Genomic DNA, 1,690 nt, shown 5'->3' with positions numbered 1-1,690 from the left:
AAACATTCAAAACTGAATACAATATGTCACGTTATTCCGCATCTTCTGAAGAAGATGTTCCGAATATATCCTTAGAAAGGAGGTGATCCAGCCGCACCTTCCGATACGGCTACCTTGTTACGACTTCACCCCAATCATTTGTCCCACCTTCGACGGCTAGCTCCTAAAAGGTTACTCCACCGGCTTCGGGTGTTACAAACTCTCGTGGTGTGACGGGCGGTGTGTACAAGACCCGGGAACGTATTCACCGTAGCATGCTGATCTACGATTACTAGCGATTCCAGCTTCATGTAGTCGAGTTGCAGACTACAATCCGAACTGAGAACAACTTTATGGGATTTGCTTGACCTCGCGGTTTCGCTGCCCTTTGTATTGTCCATTGTAGCACGTGTGTAGCCCAAATCATAAGGGGCATGATGATTTGACGTCATCCCCACCTTCCTCCGGTTTGTCACCGGCAGTCAACTTAGAGTGCCCAACTTAATGATGGCAACTAAGCTTAAGGGTTGCGCTCGTTGCGGGACTTAACCCAACATCTCACGACACGAGCTGACGACAACCATGCACCACCTGTCACTTTGTCCCCCGAAGGGGAAGGCTCTATCTCTAGAGTTGTCAAAGGATGTCAAGATTTGGTAAGGTTCTTCGCGTTGCTTCGAATTAAACCACATGCTCCACCGCTTGTGCGGGTCCCCGTCAATTCCTTTGAGTTTCAACCTTGCGGTCGTACTCCCCAGGCGGAGTGCTTAATGCGTTAGCTGCAGCACTAAGGGGCGGAAACCCCCTAACACTTAGCACTCATCGTTTACGGCGTGGACTACCAGGGTATCTAATCCTGTTTGATCCCCACGCTTTCGCACATCAGCGTCAGTTACAGACCAGAAAGTCGCCTTCGCCACTGGTGTTCCTCCATATCTCTGCGCATTTCACCGCTACACATGGAATTCCACTTTCCTCTTCTGCACTCAAGTTTTCCAGTTTCCAATGACCCTCCACGGTTGAGCCGTGGGCTTTCACATCAGACTTAAAAAACCGCCTACGCGCGCTTTACGCCCAATAATTCCGGATAACGCTTGCCACCTACGTATTACCGCGGCTGCTGGCACGTAGTTAGCCGTGGCTTTCTGATTAGGTACCGTCAAGATGTGCACAGTTACTTACACATATGTTCTTCCCTAATAACAGAGTTTTACGATCCGAAGACCTTCATCACTCACGCGGCGTTGCTCCGTCAGGCTTTCGCCCATTGCGGAAGATTCCCTACTGCTGCCTCCCGTAGGAGTCTGGACCGTGTCTCAGTTCCAGTGTGGCCGATCACCCTCTCAGGTCGGCTATGCATCGTTGCCTTGGTAAGCCGTTACCTTACCAACTAGCTAATGCAGCGCGGATCCATCTATAAGTGACAGCAAGACCGTCTTTCACTTTTGAACCATGCGGTTCAAAATATTATCCGGTATTAGCTCCGGTTTCCCGAAGTTATCCCAGTCTTATAGGTAGGTTATCCACGTGTTACTCACCCGTCCGCCGCTAACATCAGAGAAGCAAGCTTCTCGTCCGTTCGCTCGACTTGCATGTATTAGGCACGCCGCCAGCGTTCATCCTGAGCCAGGATCAAACTCTCCATAAAAATTATGATGTTTGATTAGCTCATAAATACTAAATAATGTTTGTAACTTATAGTTACGTTTTT

At 49.2% G+C, this 1,690-nt stretch carries 1 rRNA gene; it reads right to left on the bottom strand.

The window, feature by feature from the left end:
- Positions 1 to 75: 75 nt before the first annotated feature.
- A 16S ribosomal RNA gene (locus IDG60_RS13215) occupies positions 76 to 1,627 on the bottom strand.
- Between the last annotated feature and the right edge of the window lie 63 nt (positions 1,628 to 1,690).

Source organism: Staphylococcus sp. EG-SA-2, from assembly GCF_017152085.1.
Note: the sequence above shows the minus strand (reverse complement) of the source record. Positions and strands in the feature narration are given on the sequence as shown.